This window comes from Pandoraea iniqua (genome assembly GCF_902459685.1).
Taxonomy (GTDB): domain Bacteria; phylum Pseudomonadota; class Gammaproteobacteria; order Burkholderiales; family Burkholderiaceae; genus Pandoraea; species Pandoraea iniqua.
The window spans coordinates 346,125-360,494 of the sequence record NZ_CABPSF010000001.1; the positions used below are offsets into that span (position 1 = coordinate 346,125).

The following is a 14,370-nucleotide window of genomic DNA, read 5'->3' on the forward strand; positions in this document are numbered from 1 at the left end:
AGCAAAGCAACAAGACCGGGATCATGGCTGCAAGCAAGACGTATTCCAAAAAATCGTCCCCCTATCAGAAATCATGGAAGTGCCCACCCCCACCGCCCGGTCGATGTCGTCCACCGAACTGCGCAGAGCGCAGGGGGGGCGAGGCGACCCGATGGCGTCGATGACTTCGTCGACGCCCGATCCCGATGCCGTCACGGCGCAATGCCTGTGCGACGCCATGCGCCATCGCTGGCAGGCAGACGTCACGCTGCGTCGCGACGTCATTTTTCTCGAAACCCGCGACGGCGATGTCTGCGTTATCCGGCACACCGGTGGCACGCGGATCGAGCGCCGCATGGCGGATCTCGGCGATACCCGCACGGCACAGGCGCTGGCGCTGAATCCGGCGTTGTGCCGCCGGGCCCTGGCCTTCGGCGTGACAGACAACACGCTGGTGTTGCATGGCTACGTGCCCTCATCGACGGACTTCGACGCGCGCGTGGCGGCCATTCGCGAGTTCCTCGTCGCGTCGACGCAAATCAAGCGCGAGGTCATGGCGTGACGAATGACGTGACGAATGACGACGGCTTCGCATTCCTCGTGCCGACGCTTCAGGCGGAATTGCCCGACGCCGTCGGCACGTTCTTTCAGGTGCGCTCGCTGGCGGGCATGGACCCGTTCTGGATTCTGGAATATGGACACGGCCGGCTGACGTTGATGGTGGCGGTGTCTGCCGAAGCGCCGCTGCCCGGCGTTCGCTACGGGGAGCATGGCGTGGGCGGCGCGTGGTGGCTGTGCGGCCCGGCCCACTTCCGGTCGCATCGGATGCAATTGATTCATGCCAGCAATGTCAGCCCCACGAGGGCCGCCATTGTGGCGTTGGTTGAGAGATGCCTTGCCGGATCTCTCTGAAGGAGCATCACCTGATGATTGAAATGAACCGAGCGAATATTCCGCTGACCCCGTGGGTCGAAAAAACCGTCGGGAAAGCACATGCCGTGGTCGAGACGTCAAGCCACGCATCCGATATGGAGATTGGCACGGATGCCGTCGCGCTGGGCGCCGCCAAGGGCAGCAACGACAGCAATGACAACGACGTGCTGATCCAGCGAGAACGCCGTCCCTCGGCCGTCGGTGCGCCGGTGTCCACCCGCGATGTGCAGAACGTGGCGGTGGCACTGGGAAAAGTGCTGATGAATCTTCGCGAACAACGGCAAATCGCCGGGAGCGGCCGTGTGGAGCAGCAACTCGCGCAGCGCTACGCGAGTTTGATGGCGCGCGATGCGGGACACGAGGCAGACGCGGCGGACATGATCGAGACGTATCGATTCTTTCGCTCGATGCAGCATGCGCTCGAAAAGCTCGAAAAGCTCGGAGGCCGGCCGCCGGTCAAAGACGATGTCTTTACCAGTGCGCTCTACGTCAGCCGGGCCATGAAGTGGCAGTTTCGCGCCAGCGCGCACGAGGTCATCAAGGAGACGCTCGACAATGCGCTGTACGAGCGCATGGCAACGATGACGCCGGGGTCGTCCAAGTCGTGGTCGGCCACGTTGAACGTGCGCGGTGAGGTCGTGCCGGGGGCGGGGGTAGGGGTCGATCTTGCCTACGAATCCGGGGTTTCGGTCTCGCCGACAGAGTGGGTTGTCGACAGCACCCAACGGTCCGCGTCGCTGGCCGGGGATGTCGAACTCATGCGTTTCCTGTTGGCCAACTGTTCGGCCGGCGTGACGGCGTCGCAGGCGGACATCTATGCGTCGTTGTCGGACTATGTGGCCAGTGCCAGCCACAAGTTCAGGACTTGGCTCAACGAAGGGCCGATTGCGCTGCTGGGCAGGATTCGCGATCTGTTTTCGCTGTCGTCCGCGTATCCGAGCGATCAGGCACGTGCCGACATCTGCCGGCCGTTTCTCGATCACCACATGCGAAAGATTGACGGGCGGAGTATCGACATTCTTACCCGTAAGCCAGAGCCGGCGCCACTGGAGCAGCACAACACTATCGCCGGCACGGTAAGCATCGGTGCGTCGGTCGATCTCGTCGTGTCGGCCAACGTGAACGTCGCCGCGACAAAGTTGAGAACCACCAAACGCACGCGGCTCGACATTATCGATCTTGCCCGGACGCGACCGGAAGCCGCGCGAAGTGTACTGAGAGGTGTGGTGCTGCGGCACGATCTGAAGTCGCTGACGCAGGCGCTGGTCGCCCACGTCGACAAGTCGAGCACGGCCGTGACGTCCGAGCTGATGACCGGTGTGAAGAACAACGCGATCAAGGCGATGGAGATGCACTCGCGGGCGTTGCTCCAGCAGTTCGTGCTGCTCCAACTGTCGCAGCGGCTGACGCCGCAGGAGGAAGCGCACTGCATGGCGCTCATCGACGAGTTTCAGCGAATCCTCCGCCCCAAGGCGCTGGCCACTCACGAGATCAATTGCCGGCAGGATAAATGGCAAGCGGCACTCGATCTGAGCGTGGGGTTTTGTCAGGAGCTGGCGAACGGCGGCGCGGTACAGGTGACCTACGAGAAAGTGACGCGCGACGAGGACCCTTACTATTGCGGCAGCTTTCTTGAGATCAAGATCGCCGGTGCGCTCAATGTTGTCGGCGGCGCGGACGAAGCGCTGACACTGGCCGGCGTGACGCTCGGCGGCGCGTGGGATGTGACTCACATCGTCGCGGCCATCAAGGGCGGGGACATCACGTACGACGCAGGCCTCCAGACCACGCTGCGCTACAAGCTCAAGGAAAACGGTGCGGCGTTGCTGTATGCAACGACCGGGGGCGCCACGAGCTATCGCTCGGCGTCGAGAATTCCGTTCGCGCCGGTCTCGGCAAGTCTGACGACGACGTCGACATCGGTCATGGCCGAATCGCTGGTTTTCGGCAGCAGTTGTCTGGATATCTTGCTGCCCATTGCGAGAACACGGCTCGCGGGTACGACGCACGGCGGCAGGCCGTGGTGGGATGCTTTCACCGAGCGGCAACGTGAAACCTTCGACCGGCTGTTCTTCAACATCGCCGACGGCGCCCCGGACAGTGCCTTGCACGCTGACTTGCGAAACATCGTGCGTGAAGTGCCATCGGCGGCGCCTCGGCTCGAGCGGCTGATCGCGTGCGCGCAGCGCATGTCCGACGTGCCCACGCCGTCACGTCGCAAGAAAGCACACGACGCGCTGGCCGAGCTGTTCATTGCCTATGCCAAAGGTGGCTACGGCGCAGAGGTCAGGGGTAACTGGGTGCACGCGTCGGACCGTAAGCGCGCGCGCGACGAGGGCAGAGACGATGCGGTGGCGATGCCGCCGCGTCGCATACCACGCCTTGAGCCGCACCCGCTCCGGCCGGCGCTGCGTGATCCGTTTGCGCTCGCTGGCTGAGCCACTACGCGACTGAGCTGCCGCCGACGCGGTGCAAGCCGCGCCGGTGCTGTCTGCCGCTGACGGCTACAAGGTGCCGCTTCGGATGGCGGGCGGTGTGAGCTGTGGCGGGGCGGACCAGGTTCGCGCTTCTACGGGACTCGCCACTGGCTGGTGGGTTTTCGGCGGGCGTAAATGGATCTTTGCCAGAAGGGTCGGGGAGAGGTCGGGGCTGCCGGGCGGGGCCGGTGCACGTGACGTGCTGCGTCGGATGGCAGCTGGTTGGGTCGGCGTCCGGGCACCGGCTTCGCTGAAACGTTCCGCGGCCAAGACGGCGGTGATCGACTGTTCAAACCTGATTCGGGCTTCACTTGGGGGCGCAGCGGGCGGTTCCGAAGGCACCACCGCGCTGTGACCACGCGAGTAGCGTTTAATGAAGCTGCTGGCCTTGACTCCCTGAAACACCGCCCGCACGTCATTGAGAAATCGCTGCCATCGACTGATGCGATGCAACGTCCCGTCGGCCTCCACTTTCGAAGTGGGCTTCATGAAGCGGCTGACACGGAGGGTCTGCTCTGGGTGGAAGTAAAAGCTCGTTCCGCCATAGGAGACGAATTGCTCCTTCTCGGTCATGCCGATTCTTGTGTTTTTGGGAAGGTTCACGAAGTCGCTGACGCAGGCGTGTTGAGTCGGTTGGATGGATGGCATCGTGTTGTCTCCAATGAAAGCGCGGGGCATTTACCCCGCACCGGGCAATGTCTGAGCGACATCGATCAGCTCGCCGAACGCGTCGGCGAGCGACACGCGGTCGTGACCTTCGAGCGGCATCTTCAGCCAGCAATTCAGCTGTCCTTCGTCACTAATCGAGATCACCGGTTGATAGCGATCGGCGCGCAGGTGATTGGCTTGCAGTGCTGCGATCATCGACTCGGTCGACGGCCGCTCGTTGATCTGGGCGAGCATGAACCACGACACATGGTCGATGGCGCCGAAGTGCACGGACAGCCGGTCTTCCACGTCGAGACTCACGACTTCCTGATCGGGTTCGGGCGCGAAGGCCGGAAAACCGATATGCAGCAACAGCTCGCCGACAACGTTATGAAAAGGGTGCAGATCTTGCATCGTGGAGCGTCCTTGGCAGTGAGGGGGAATCGTTCGAAGGCAGGGCGAATCGCGATGCAGGAAGCGAGGGCGACAGGTCGCTGACCGGCGCGCGACGATGGCGCATCCTGGCGAGCCGTGTGAGTTCCTGATACTGGGCGAAGGTCGGGTCGAACCGGAGCGTACCGATACGGATGTCTCTGAGCACGTTGTCGAGCGGCGTACTGCCACGCTCGAACAACGCCGCCATGGTGAGCCACATGCCCAGCCGTGCGGTGCGGTGAATGGCTTGCACGGCAGGACACTGCGTTGCCAGCGGCACGGTTTCGACGTTGAAGAAACTATTGCGGCGCGTATGACGGGCGGGCGTGCCGGTTCTGATCTGTTCGGTGAGCTGATGCAGATGGACCAGCGCTTCGGCGTGCAAGATCGGGGCGGCGTCTCGTGTCCACGCCTGCACCGCGGGAAACGTCACGATGCCGCTGTCGTGCGTGAGCGTGACGACGCAGGTACGCATGTGAATACCGTCCAGCGGACTGACGTTTTGCGCGAGCACATAAGTCGAGTATGCGATGTCGCCGAAGCGTCGATTGACACACGACAACGTCGGACACCCGGCGTTGCGGGCCAGCAGTTCGCTATCCGAGGCCAACGTGACCAGCACCGACGGCGGGTGCGTGAACCAGCGATGCAGATAGCGCTCGACCCCCGTCGACCTGGGCGGCTCGCGCCGCACCGCCAGCACCCGGCCGGCATGACACAGTGCCGGATTTTCATGCGGACGCTTGCAGGGCGCCGGCTTGCCACCCGTGGGGCGGCATAGCGCTGTCGCAGCGGGCCCGATGGACGAGGGTTCGATGGCAGTGGGCAACATGGCAGATCTCCCGCACGCGAGGGCGTCGCGTGATGTGGTTCGTGCGAGCTAAGGAACGGCGGGCCGGTCGCGGCGCCGCCGCAATGTCGGGATGACGGAATTGCGGAATTACATGAGCGCGTGACGGAGTCAGCGGTCTTTGAGCAACGGCAACCGCAGGTCGTCGGCAAATGCACCGATGACGTCGATCTGATGGGCAGAGCCGATCAACTGCGGCGATCCCGTCAGGCGAATGTCGGTGATCGCCTCCTCGACACTGACCTGATGACACTGGCCCGGTGCGCCGGCATACAGCGCGATGGCGGCGATGAGCACACCGGCAATGCCATCGGTGTCGTCGAACACGATGACCGCGCCGCCGGCAGCCGGACCTTGCGTTTTGTCGTGCGGCGCGGCGGGCGGCGGCACATGCCGGGTAGCGTCTTCGATGAACTGAAGGGTCTGGGTCACGTACAGTTTGTCGGCCGCGACTTCCGGCGCGTGCCGGTACGGCGCGTGCAGCACGGCGAAGGTCGCCTCCCGCGATGCCGACTTCAGTGTGGTCGCGTAGAGGCTGAAGTCCGTCATGCAAGTCGCCGCCGCACTGGTGGCGATGTGGCGGGTGTCGATGCGAATCTGACGCTTGCGGCCATCGTCCGGGGGGGGCGCGCACAGGCAATGCGCGGGTGAAGGGCTGTCCGGCGCGACGTGGGCCGTCACGTGCACGACGACATTCGGGCGCAGCGTCATCAGGAGTTCCAGATGGCGTTCGATGTCGGCAGGCCCGGGCGCCTGACACGCCACTGCCACCCTGCGGCCAGCGACGTGTATGACACTGGCCGGCAGCAGCGCACCGTTGCGCCCGCGCAGCACGGTCTGACGCGAGACCCAGAGCTTGCGGTCGCGGCTCGTCGACAATTCGCGATGAAATTGTTCGCGATAGGGCGAGCCCCGAGCGGTCAGCCGTTTGTACAAGCCGGTAATGCTTTGCGCCGACCCCATGCGCAGCTTGAGCTCCGACAGTGCGTCGTGCGGCAGGCAACGCCCGGCGATTTCGATACTGCACAGGCTGTCGTGATCCCGCCAACGGATGTGACGCCCGATGCGCTGAAGCATCCGGTCCTTAAGGCCTGCCGTGGCGTTGCGCAGCAGCCAGACGAGCACGTGCGGCTGGTCGAGCCGCGTCGCGCGTGTGTTCGGGAAAAGACGCGCGAAGCCGCGAGGGCGAACGGTCATACCGCCCGGCGGGCATGGCAACTGCGCCGCGACGAGCATCTCGTGTGCGCGTCGCCATTGCCGGGGATGCCGGTAGGCAGTCCAGCCGATGAGCAACATCAGATAGCCGTCATGATTCACCCCAATCGTGGTGCGGGCGGGGTCGATCGCGTGGCGGCATATGAGACGGTGCAGACGCTCGGCTTCATGACGGGTCAGGGTCGCAGCGTTGATCTGCGTGTGGATCGAGGCCATGCGCCGGGTTTCCTCCAAAATCCAGAACGAGCATGGATTCATGGTCGTCGTCGCGCCTGAATGGCGCTTGCATGTTTGGCTCATCGCGTAGGTTGGCCCCGGCCGCGCGGGCACCGCCGGTCAGCCGGGGCGGGGGGACACTACGCCGGATCAGAGGCCGCGGTTTGTGAGCATGCGCCTGAGCAGATTCGAATCGACCCCGGACTGTTGCTGCAACTGTTCCATGAAGGTGAAGGGCTGAGCCGTTTGCAGTGCACGGGCGACGCGTGCTGCACGTACGGCGTTCTGGCTCGCTGCCGTGAAGGTGGCGCTGCGCGCGATGTTAGGGCGTGGCTTAGGCACCGGAGGTTTCGACGCTGCCGTGGTCACGTCCAGCGGTGCCGGCGCCGCTGTGGCCACGTTCGGAAGCGACGCGTTGCGCAGCATTGGCGTAGGACGCCCGGCGGTTGCTGCGATCGCGACAGGCACCGACCCCGGTGAGCGACGCGGTGCCGCGACCGGCACGGCCACGCCAGCGGCTCGCCGTGCGGCTTCAACGCTGCTACATAACGCCTCGCGATTCATCTTCGGCGGCAGCGGCGGCGCATTGTCGGGACCACGCGCGAGTTCAGCCAAGATCTCCGGCAACAGGCTCCAGTCCACCTTGCTCGGCATGGGCGAGGTGTCAACGCTGCTGGCACGGGATCGCGCGTTAGGCGTGGTGGTCTTTGGTGTCGGTGTCGGTGTCGTGAGCGTGGGCGCGCTAGCTGACCGGGGGCGTTGCGCGGACGACGACTTGCGGGCTTGCGGGGGCGGTGCCGCGTAAGACGTGCGATGCGTTCGCAACGTCATGACCAAGTTCTGCGCGGCGGGCTTGCTCAGGCGGAGCGAATCTTGTTGGAGCGTTGATTTCGCGCTCTCGCTAAATTTGTTTTCTTTGAGAAATTTCAACGCCCGATGCGTTTCCTTCGGATGCAGCAAGTACTGCATGCCCTTGTAGAGCGCGAGCGAACCGTCCTTGCGAATGCCGATGCGCATGTCTTGCGTATCGAAGGCTCCCGTTCTCAGATATTCCAACGCCGCCGAAGACTGGGTGGCGACCGATTGCAGCGTATTTGACATGGCGTAATCTCCTCTTCCAATGTGACGCACGCGCACGCAGTCCCGCGAGAGACACCGGTGTTCCGGATGCCGCTGGCAAGGGTTTTGTGCCGGGCCGTGCAGGATCAGATTTGGTTTTACGCGATGCGCCTACCAGCGACTCGCAGATAACGCTCATCGTCGGCGCGGTGAGCGGACGATGAAAAACAAACGGCAGAGCGAAGGCTCTGCCGTTGTTGTGGCGACACGTTGAGAGGGTGTCGCCGGGGTGATGCGCGAGGGACGTTGAGCGCCGTCAGCTCTGCATCAATCGCTTCTCGCGCGCGACACTCATCAGAATGCCCACGCCCAGACCGAGCGTCACGAGCGCCGTACCGCCGTAACTCATGAACGGCAGCGGCACGCCCACCACGGGCAGAATGCCGCTCACCATGCCCATGTTCACGAACGCATAGGTGAAGAAGATCATCGTCACGGCCCCCGCGAGCAAGCGGCCGAACAGCGTGGCCCCAGACGCGGCAATCATCAGCCCGCGCGCGACCAGCAGCAGATACAGCAGAATCAGCACCCCTTCGCCGATCAGCCCGAACTCTTCGGCAAACACGGCGAAGATGAAGTCGGTGTGCTTCTCGGGAATGAATTCCAGATGCGCCTGCGTGCCCTTGAGCCAGCCTTTGCCCATCGTGCCGCCCGAGCCGATCGCGATCACCGATTGAATCGTGTGGAAGCCCTTGCCCAGCGGATCCGACGTGGGGTCGAGCAGCGTGCACACGCGGTGCTTCTGGTAGTCGTGCAGGATGTGCCATTCGACGTCGGGCTGGCAAATCTTGTCTTCGAGCGCGAGGATCGTGCCGATGCCGATGACTGCGGCGATGAGCACCGGCAGAATCAGCTTCCACGACAACCCGGCCAGATAGATCACGTACAGCCCGGCGGCGGCCACCAGCAGGCCGGTGCCCAAGTCGGGCTGCTTGGCGATCAGGCCCACCGGCACGCCGAGCAGCGCGAGCGCGGCCAGATAATCGAACCAGCGGATGTTGCCTTCGCGTTTCTGGAAGTACCACGCGAGCATCAGCGGCATGGCGATCTTCATGATTTCGGACGGCTGGATCACCATGCCGACATTCAGCCAGCGCTTTGCGCCCTTCTTCGTCAGACCGAACATGGCGACGGCAATGAGCAGTGCCACCCCGGCCGTGTAGAGCGGCACGGCAAACTTCATCAGTGTCTGGGTGGGCATCATGGCGAGCACCCACATCAGGATGAAGGTCAGCACGATGTTGCGGATCTGGTCTTCGACGCGCCCGGGCACGTCGATGCTGGCGCTGTAGAGCGTGACGAGCCCTACGCACAGCAACAGGAACACGATCAGCGCGAGCGGCTTGTCGAAGGCGACGAACAGGCGCTTGACCTGTTCTTTCCACGTATGTTTGTCGAGCGCCATCATGGCGTTCCTCCTTGCGCGCTTTGTGCACGGATCGCCGCACGATGGCGGGCTTCATCGGCAACGGTCGGGCTCACGGCAGGCTGACGCTGCGGCGCTGGCGGTGCGGGGGGTGCTTTGGCGGTGTTTGCAGCACTCGGCGCTGAGGCTTTGCCATCCGCCGGGCGTGCCGCGCCCGCGACGGCTGCCGAGGCAACCCCCGTGACACCCGGTCCCGGCGCAACGCGCGAGACCGTCGTGGTGGCCGGGCCGTAGCCCGCCGCCGCACGCAGGCCCAGTTCGGCGGCGCTGGCGGGCGGTGCATCCGGTGCAGCCGACACGCCCGCAACGCCGGACGCGGCGCCCGCTACCGACGCCCCGGCTTGCAGCGCGGCCGCTTCGGCAGCGCGCTCCTTCGGTTCGTCCACGAGATAGTAGTCGAGCAGACGGCGTGCCACCGGACCGGCCTGCGCGCCACCCCAACCGGCGTTCTCCACGATCAGCGCGATGGCGATCTTGGGGTTTTCGGCCGGTGCGAAGGCGATGAACAACGCGTGGTCGCGTTTGAACTCCGGAATCGCGTTGTGGTTGTACTTCTCGTTCTTGCCCAGCGAGTAGACCTGCGCCGTCCCGGTCTTGCCACCGGCGTCGTACGGGGCGCCCGCAAACGCCTGACGGCCCGTGCCTTCCTTGATCACGCCGACCATCGCGCGTTTGACGAAGTCGATGTCGGCCTGCTTGTACGGCAGCCGCGCGCTCTCGTGCGGCACGGTGAGCTGGCGCGAATGCGACACCGGGTCTTCGACCGCTTTCACGAGGTGAGGCTTCATCACCACGCCGTCGTTGGCCAGCGTGGCGGTGGCGTGGGCGAGTTGCAGAATCGTGAACGAGTTGTAGCCCTGACCGATGCCCAGACTGATCGTCTCGCCGTCGTACCACTTCTGCTGCGCGGCCGTTTTGTAGGCTTTGCGCTTCCACTCGGTCGAGGGCAGGATGCCGCGCGCCTCGCCTTCGATGTCGATGCCGGTCAACTGGCCGAAGCCGAGCGGCTTCATGAAGTCGTGGATCGCGTTCACGCCGAGGTCGTGCGCGAGCATGTAGTAATACGTGTCGTTCGACACCACGATCGAGCGGTACATGTCGATCCAGCCCTGACCGTTGCGCACGTCGTTACGGAACGTGTGATTGCCGAGCGTGAACGAACCCGTGTCCTGAAAGCCCCAGTTCGTGGTGCGCTTGCCCAGCGTCAGCGCTGCGAGCGCCATGAACGGCTTGTAGGTGGAACCGATCGGGTATGTGCCGCGCAGCGGACGGTTGAGCAGCGGGCGGTCGGCCGAGTTGTTCAGGGCGTCCCAGTTCTGCTGGTCGATGCCTTCGACGAACATGTTCGGGTCGAAGCTCGGCGCAGAGACGAAGGCGAGCACGTCACCCGTTTTCGGCTCGATCGCGACCACGGCACCGCGCCGTCCGGCAAATGCCTGCTCGGCGACCTGCTGGAGCTTGATGTCGATCGACAGCACCAGATTGTCGCCGGGCGTGGCAGGCGTGCGCGAGATCGTGCGCACCGGCCGGCCGCCGGCGGTCACTTCGATTTCTTCGAAGCCGGTGATGCCGTGCAACTGCGTCTCGTAGCTCTGTTCCACGCCGATCTTGCCGACGTAGTCCGTGCCCTTGTAGTTGTTCACGTCGCGGCGGATGTCGTACTTCGCGCTGTCGCTGTCGTTCTCGTCGCTCATCGCCTCGATGCGCTGGCGATCGCGCAGCGAAATCCGGCCGATGTAGCCGATCACGTGCGCGGCAGTCTCGCCCAGCGGATATTGCCGGAACAGACGCGCGTGCACGTCCACGCCGGGGAAGCGGAAGCGTTGCGCGGTAAAGCGGGCCACTTCGTCGTCGGTCAGGCGCGTGCGGATCGGCAGGCTCTCGAAGCTCTTGCTGTCGTCCATAAGCTTCTTGAAGCGGGCGCGGTCGCGCGGCGTGATGTCGATCACGTCGGACAGATCGGTAATCAGATCTTCGAGCGGACGGCCGATCTTCGACGGCGTGATTTCCAGCGTGTAAGCCGAATAGTTGCGCGCGAGCACCACGCCGTTGCGGTCCATGATCACGCCGCGGTTGGGCACGATCGGGGCGAGCGAGACGCGGTTTTCGTCGGCTTGCAGGGCGTACTGATTGTGGCGGAAGACTTGCAGATAGACGAAGCGGACCGCGAGCAGGCTGAAGCAGATCAGCACGAAGAGCGCGGCCGCCGTCACCCGCAGGTGAAACGTCTGTAGTTGCTGCTGGGGATTCTTGAACTCGGTCATGCTGGCGGGTACGGGCGGGCCATGGTGGTGCGATCGTTCGGGTGGTGGCCCATCAGATCGGACGCGTGTCGTCGCGGTCGACGGCGCGCTTCTGAGGCGCCAGCAGCAGGATACTGATCACGGGCCAGAGCAGCGCTTCGACGAAGCTGGCGGCCAGCGGCCACCATCCCGGAAACGCAGCACCCGTGGCGAGCCGGATGATGAACGGCACCACGTGGGCAAGTAACAGCAACGGCAAGACAGTCAACGCCTGACCGAGCAGCGTGAAAAACAGTACCCGGCGGTGGATCATGATAGCGCCGTACGACAGCAGCGTGTAAGCGAGCGCATGCTCACCCAGCAAGCCGGCGTTGTGCACGTCCATGAGCAGGCCGACGAGGAACGCCACGCCCATGCCGACTTTGCGCGGCTGGTGGATGTTCCAGAACATCAGCACGAGCGCGACAAAGTCGGGCATGGCGGGGGCATGGCCCCACGGCATCAGGTTGACCAGAAACGCCACCACGAGACTGAGCGTGATGAAGTACGGATTGACCGGCAGCAGGATGTATTGCGGTCGTGGCATGTCGATTCCTTAGTGGCCTTTCTTGAGGGACGGCGTGCGCTTCGGATCGGCACGCGTGGCACCCTTCTGGCCGGGCTTTTCACCGCTGGCCGACGGATCGGAGGCGCGCGCGAGATCGGCGGCGGCGTCCGGATGCAGGGCGAGCGGCGTGGTGTATTGCAGGACCAGCACCTGGCGCTGGCTGCGAAGGTTGGCGACCGGCTGGCACAGGATGCGTGCGAAGGCGGTGTCCGAGACACGATCGACCTTGGTGATGCGGGCCACGGGCAGACCGGCCGGGTAGATGCCGTCCAGACCGCTGGTGGCGATTTCGTCGCCGACCTTCACGTCCGCAGACAGCGGGATGAAGCGCAGATCGAGCACGTCGCCGCGCAGGCCGCCGTAAATCACGCTGTGCACGCCGCTGCGGGTGACTTGCACGGGCACAGCCTGTTCCTTGTCGGTCAGCAGCGTCACTTCGCTTTGCAGCAGGAACACGCGCGAGACCTGACCGAGCAGGCCCTGCTCGGTAACGACCGGCGCGCCAAGCTTCACGCCATGCTTCGTGCCGCGATCGATGACCACGCGCTGCGTGAACGGGTCACGCGTGTCGTACTCGATTTCGGCGGGAATGCTGGGTACCGGCAGGCGTTCGCGCAGCGTGAGCAACTGGCGCAGGTGTTCGTTCTCGGCGACGAGCTGATTGTTGCGCTGGGCTTGGACTGCGAGTTCGAGGTTTTTCTCGCGCAGTGTGCCGTTCTCGGTCGTGAGCTGGTTTTCCGTCGAGAAGAAGCCTGCGACGTTCAGGATGGCATCGCGCGGCAGCAGCATCATGCGCTGGACGGGATAGAGGGCGGTACCGACGACAGTGCGCACTCGCTCGAGCGTGTTGTAGTGCGAGTCGACCACGAGCAGGCCGATGGCGAGCGCGACAAAACAGATCAGCCGGGCCAACGCCGACGGACCCTGTTTGAACAGTGGCGGCGGACTGTACTGCATGGTGGGCCCTTCAGGGGAGCACGCGCAGCAAGGCGCTGCGGTGCGCGAATGGTGTCAGTCGGGCGCGACCGGGTGGCATGGCAATGCCCCCCGTGCGCGTATGAGTGCAGCGTAGCCCGTCCGGTCTGGCGGGGTGTGGATGGTGTTGCCCCACCGCGCCGGACGACGGACCACGCACGTTGGCTTACTCGTAGGAGAAGATGCTGCCGAGCTTGTCCATACGCTCGAGCGCCATGCCCGAGCCACGCACCACGCACGTGAGCGGGTCTTCGGCGACGAGCACCGGCAGACCGGTTTCTTCGGCGAGCAGGCGATCCAGATCACGCAGCAATGCGCCACCGCCCGTGAGCATCATGCCGCGCTCGGCGATGTCGGCGCCCAGTTCCGGCGGCGTCTGTTCGAGGGCGATCTTCACCGACGACACGATCTGGTTCAGCGGATCGGTCAGGGCTTCGAGAATTTCGTTGCTGGAAATCGTGAAGGCGCGCGGAATGCCTTCCGACAGGTTGCGGCCCTTGACTTCCATTTCCTTGACTTCCGAACCCGGGAAAGCCGAACCGATCTCTTTCTTGATCGCTTCTGCCGTCTGTTCGCCGATCAGCATGCCGTAGTTGCGGCGGATGTAATTGACGATGGCTTCGTCGAACTTGTCGCCACCGACGCGGACCGAACCCTTGTAGACGATACCGCCCAGCGAGATCACGCCGACTTCGGTCGTGCCGCCGCCGATGTCGACGACCATCGAGCCCGTGGCTTCCGAGACCGGCAGGCCGGCACCGATGGCGGCAGCCATCGGCTCTTCAATGAGATAGACCTGCGAGGCGCCGGCACCGTGTGCGGCTTCCTTAATAGCGCGGCGCTCGACCTGGGTCGAACCGCACGGTACGCAAATGATGATGCGGGGCGAAGGCGAGAACAGGCGCGATTCGTGCGCCATCTTGATGAACTGCTTGATCATCTGTTCGGTGACCGTGAAGTCGGCGATAACGCCATCCTTCATCGGGCGGATCGCCTCGATGTTGCCCGGTACTTTGCCAAGCATCTGCTTGGCTTCCTTACCGACGGCCTGAATCGTCTTCTTACCGCTCGGGCCACCTTCCTGACGAATAGCAACGACTGACGGTTCGTCGAGGACGACGCCCTTGCCGCGCATATAGATCAGAGTGTTTGCCGTGCCGAGGTCGATGGCCAGGTCGTTGGAGAAATAGCTGCGAAGAAAACCGAACATGCAAAATCCTGTGTTTGCGTGAGACCGCCCCAAGGGA

At 64.1% G+C, this 14,370-nt stretch carries 13 protein-coding genes; 3 read left to right on the top strand and 10 right to left on the bottom strand.

The window, feature by feature from the left end:
- Positions 1-73: 73 nt before the first annotated feature.
- The 3 genes from PIN31009_RS01415 to PIN31009_RS01425 are packed head-to-tail and all read left to right on the top strand — an operon-like array spanning position 74 to position 3,350.
- Entirely contained in the window at positions 74-541 is a 468-nt protein-coding gene (locus tag PIN31009_RS01415; RefSeq protein ID WP_150789074.1) for a hypothetical protein, read from the top strand.
- An 8-nt stretch (positions 542-549) separates the two neighbouring features.
- The gene (locus PIN31009_RS01420) at positions 550-891 is read left to right on the top strand and encodes a hypothetical protein (RefSeq protein ID WP_150789075.1); all 342 of its coding nucleotides are present in this window, start codon (positions 550-552) and stop codon (positions 889-891) included.
- A 14-nt stretch (positions 892-905) separates the two neighbouring features.
- Complete coding sequence (locus tag PIN31009_RS01425; protein ID WP_150789076.1) at positions 906-3,350, top strand: hypothetical protein; 2,445 nt, start codon at positions 906-908, stop codon at positions 3,348-3,350.
- A gap of 66 nt (positions 3,351-3,416) precedes the next feature.
- On the opposite strand, the gene PIN31009_RS01430 is transcribed toward PIN31009_RS01425, so the two are convergent.
- The 10 genes from PIN31009_RS01430 to PIN31009_RS01475 form a co-directional block, all read right to left on the bottom strand.
- Positions 3,417-4,037, bottom strand: a complete 621-nt coding sequence (locus PIN31009_RS01430; RefSeq protein WP_150789077.1) for a hypothetical protein — start codon at positions 4,035-4,037, stop codon at positions 3,417-3,419.
- Positions 4,038-4,067: 30 nt separating this feature from the next.
- The gene (locus PIN31009_RS01435; RefSeq protein WP_150789078.1) at positions 4,068-4,451 is read right to left on the bottom strand and encodes a CesT family type III secretion system chaperone; all 384 of its coding nucleotides are present in this window, start codon (positions 4,449-4,451) and stop codon (positions 4,068-4,070) included.
- The gene (locus PIN31009_RS01440; protein WP_150789079.1) at positions 4,426-5,304 is read right to left on the bottom strand and encodes a hypothetical protein; all 879 of its coding nucleotides are present in this window, start codon (positions 5,302-5,304) and stop codon (positions 4,426-4,428) included. The genes PIN31009_RS01435 and PIN31009_RS01440 overlap by 26 nt, the downstream gene beginning before the upstream one ends.
- 129 nt (positions 5,305-5,433) lie before the next feature.
- The gene (locus PIN31009_RS01445) at positions 5,434-6,753 is read right to left on the bottom strand and encodes a protein-tyrosine phosphatase family protein (protein WP_150789080.1); all 1,320 of its coding nucleotides are present in this window, start codon (positions 6,751-6,753) and stop codon (positions 5,434-5,436) included.
- A gap of 150 nt (positions 6,754-6,903) precedes the next feature.
- Positions 6,904-7,854, bottom strand: a complete 951-nt coding sequence (locus PIN31009_RS01450; RefSeq protein WP_150789081.1) for a hypothetical protein — start codon at positions 7,852-7,854, stop codon at positions 6,904-6,906.
- Between the two features lie 274 nt (positions 7,855-8,128).
- Positions 8,129-9,277: a rod shape-determining protein RodA gene (gene rodA / locus PIN31009_RS01455; protein WP_150683401.1), complete on the bottom strand. Its 1,149-nt coding sequence runs from the start codon at positions 9,275-9,277 to the stop codon at positions 8,129-8,131.
- A complete protein-coding gene (gene mrdA / locus PIN31009_RS01460; RefSeq protein ID WP_150789082.1) occupies positions 9,277-11,562 on the bottom strand; it encodes a penicillin-binding protein 2 in 2,286 nt (761 codons plus the stop codon). The genes rodA and mrdA overlap by 1 nt, the downstream gene beginning before the upstream one ends.
- Before the next feature lie 52 nt (positions 11,563-11,614).
- Positions 11,615-12,127, bottom strand: a complete 513-nt coding sequence (mreD, locus tag PIN31009_RS01465; RefSeq protein WP_150682728.1) for a rod shape-determining protein MreD — start codon at positions 12,125-12,127, stop codon at positions 11,615-11,617.
- Between the two features lie 9 nt (positions 12,128-12,136).
- On the bottom strand, positions 12,137-13,105 hold the full coding sequence (gene mreC / locus PIN31009_RS01470) for a rod shape-determining protein MreC (protein ID WP_150789083.1): 969 nt from the start codon (positions 13,103-13,105) through the stop codon (positions 12,137-12,139).
- 184 nt (positions 13,106-13,289) lie between these two features.
- Positions 13,290-14,333, bottom strand: a complete 1,044-nt coding sequence (locus tag PIN31009_RS01475; RefSeq protein WP_010805637.1) for a rod shape-determining protein — start codon at positions 14,331-14,333, stop codon at positions 13,290-13,292.
- Positions 14,334-14,370 lie beyond the last annotated feature (37 nt).

Bases quoted from the DNA above. Each gene is read 5' to 3' on its own strand.
- PIN31009_RS01415 (WP_150789074.1), top strand. From the start codon at position 74: ATGGAAGTGCCCACCCCCACCGCCCGGTCGATGTCGTCCACCGAACTG.
- PIN31009_RS01425 (WP_150789076.1), top strand. From the start codon at position 906: ATGATTGAAATGAACCGAGCGAATATTCCGCTGACCCCGTGGGTCGAA.
- PIN31009_RS01430 (WP_150789077.1), bottom strand. From the start codon at position 4,037: ATGCCATCCATCCAACCGACTCAACACGCCTGCGTCAGCGACTTCGTG.
- PIN31009_RS01435 (WP_150789078.1), bottom strand. From the start codon at position 4,451: ATGCAAGATCTGCACCCTTTTCATAACGTTGTCGGCGAGCTGTTGCTG.
- PIN31009_RS01440 (WP_150789079.1), bottom strand. From the start codon at position 5,304: ATGTTGCCCACTGCCATCGAACCCTCGTCCATCGGGCCCGCTGCGACA.
- PIN31009_RS01445 (WP_150789080.1), bottom strand. From the start codon at position 6,753: ATGGCCTCGATCCACACGCAGATCAACGCTGCGACCCTGACCCGTCAT.
- PIN31009_RS01450 (WP_150789081.1), bottom strand. From the start codon at position 7,854: ATGTCAAATACGCTGCAATCGGTCGCCACCCAGTCTTCGGCGGCGTTG.
- rodA (WP_150683401.1), bottom strand. From the start codon at position 9,277: ATGGCGCTCGACAAACATACGTGGAAAGAACAGGTCAAGCGCCTGTTC.
- mrdA (WP_150789082.1), bottom strand. From the start codon at position 11,562: ATGACCGAGTTCAAGAATCCCCAGCAGCAACTACAGACGTTTCACCTG.
- mreD (WP_150682728.1), bottom strand. From the start codon at position 12,127: ATGCCACGACCGCAATACATCCTGCTGCCGGTCAATCCGTACTTCATC.
- mreC (WP_150789083.1), bottom strand. From the start codon at position 13,105: ATGCAGTACAGTCCGCCGCCACTGTTCAAACAGGGTCCGTCGGCGTTG.
- PIN31009_RS01475 (WP_010805637.1), bottom strand. From the start codon at position 14,333: ATGTTCGGTTTTCTTCGCAGCTATTTCTCCAACGACCTGGCCATCGAC.